This is a genomic window from Mesotoga infera (genome assembly GCA_011045915.1).
GTDB classification, from domain to species: domain Bacteria; phylum Thermotogota; class Thermotogae; order Petrotogales; family Kosmotogaceae; genus Mesotoga; species Mesotoga infera_D.
In genome coordinates, this window is sequence record DSBT01000009.1 from 1 (window position 1) to 1,597 (window position 1,597).

The 1,597-nt window shown below is 45.0% G+C and carries 1 protein-coding gene; it reads right to left on the bottom strand.

Annotated elements, in window-relative coordinates:
- Nucleotides 1-180: 180 nt before the first annotated feature.
- Nucleotides 181-1,410 (bottom strand): PLP-dependent aminotransferase family protein, encoded by a 1,230-nt coding sequence (locus tag ENN47_00215; protein HDP76614.1) that lies wholly within the window; start codon nt 1,408-1,410, stop codon nt 181-183.
- Between the last annotated feature and the right edge of the window lie 187 nt (nt 1,411-1,597).

Sequence of the window (1,597 nt, forward strand, 5' to 3'; positions counted from 1 at the left end):
ACGATCTCTAAGAAAGGAGATAATTTCCTCTGCCCTCTCTCGAATATCATCTTCAGGATTCTTCTGCGATGCGAAATGTCTGATCGCTCCTTTCGTTACTTCATGTTCGTTGTTAAAGACAGCAATTTTCGTTGAAGTAGATCCGGGGTTTATTGCTAAGATTTTCATTTTATCACTTCCTCAGAGGATATTCTTCTCTTTGCCGTACTCCACAACGATCTTCTTCAGCCTTCTTACTCCTTCTATGATATCCTCTCTGGGAGGAAGACAGAAGGACAATCGCATCGAGTTCCTGCATGTGTTGTCCAGCGAGAAGGCCTCTCCTGGGACAAAAAGCACGTTCTCGGCCTTGCCCATCTCCAGCATTTCTTCGGTATCAAAGTCTTCGGGAAGTGTGAACCAAATGAAAAGGCCTCCGTCAGGTTTGGTCCAATGAAATCCCTTCATGTCTCCAAAATTCTTCTCGAGCTCTGAAAGCATGAGGTCCTTCTTGTCTTTGTAGAGAGCTATTGTTGGCTTAATCTGTGCAAGCAGGTCATGCCTCTGAAGATATCTGGCCGCGATTCTCTGTGTTAGGCTGGGGGTGCAGAGATCTGATGCTTGCTTAGCCATGACCATTTTTCTTATTATGGTCTTGTTCCCAATAACGATTCCTAATCTCAGCCCCGGGGAGAGAATCTTGCTGAATGTCCTCAGAAGCAACACTCTGTTCTGACCTCCAATCTTGAATATTGGATCTATTGAATCGCCTTCGTACCTGAGGTCACCGTAAGGATCATCCTCAACGATCAGAATGTCATACTTCTCAGCGATTTGGACTAGCCTCTTTCTCTTTTCCAGTGATATTGTGACGCCACCCGGGTTGTGAAAGTTAGAGATAACGTATATGAACTTGACCTTGTTAATCTCTCCTCGTGAAGCAATCTCTTCCAGTCTGTCTTCAACCTCATCAAGATCAATTCCGTCCTCGCGAAGATCCATGTAGACGTAGCCGTTCGACCTCAATGCGAAAGCGCTGGCGGCTCCAAGATAGACCGGTTTCGAAACGAAGTAGATACTGTCGTCGTCGAGGAAGATCTTGCCTATAAGATCGAGCGCGCTCTGGGAACCCACAGTGACGAGCAGATTGTCAACGTCGAGACCTTCTATTCCGCTTTCTCGTTTCAGAAGAGATATATACTCTTCCTTTAGAATCGGATCACCCTCAGTTGAGCCATACTGAAGAGTGAACTTGTACTCTTTCTCAAGGACTTCCTTTGATATTTCGGCCATTTCAAAGCGCGGAAATGTATCTGGGTCGGGAACACCTCCGCCAAAAGAAATCATTCCCGGTTTCGAGGTAACCTTAAGCAGTTCCCTGATAACGTTGGATTTCATTCTGAGTGCGATCTTCGAAAACTTCTCTGTCACGATTTACACCCCCTGGTAGTTGTTTTAGTAGTCATCACAATATCAGTCAGCAATAGCATGCCAGGAGATTAGAATTGGACAAGTTGCTTATTAAAAGCCAAATACAGAAGCTTTCATACTTTGAGCCTCAGTTCGGTGAATACTTCTGCATGCAAAAACTTGCATACATGCAATCATGTGCATGACG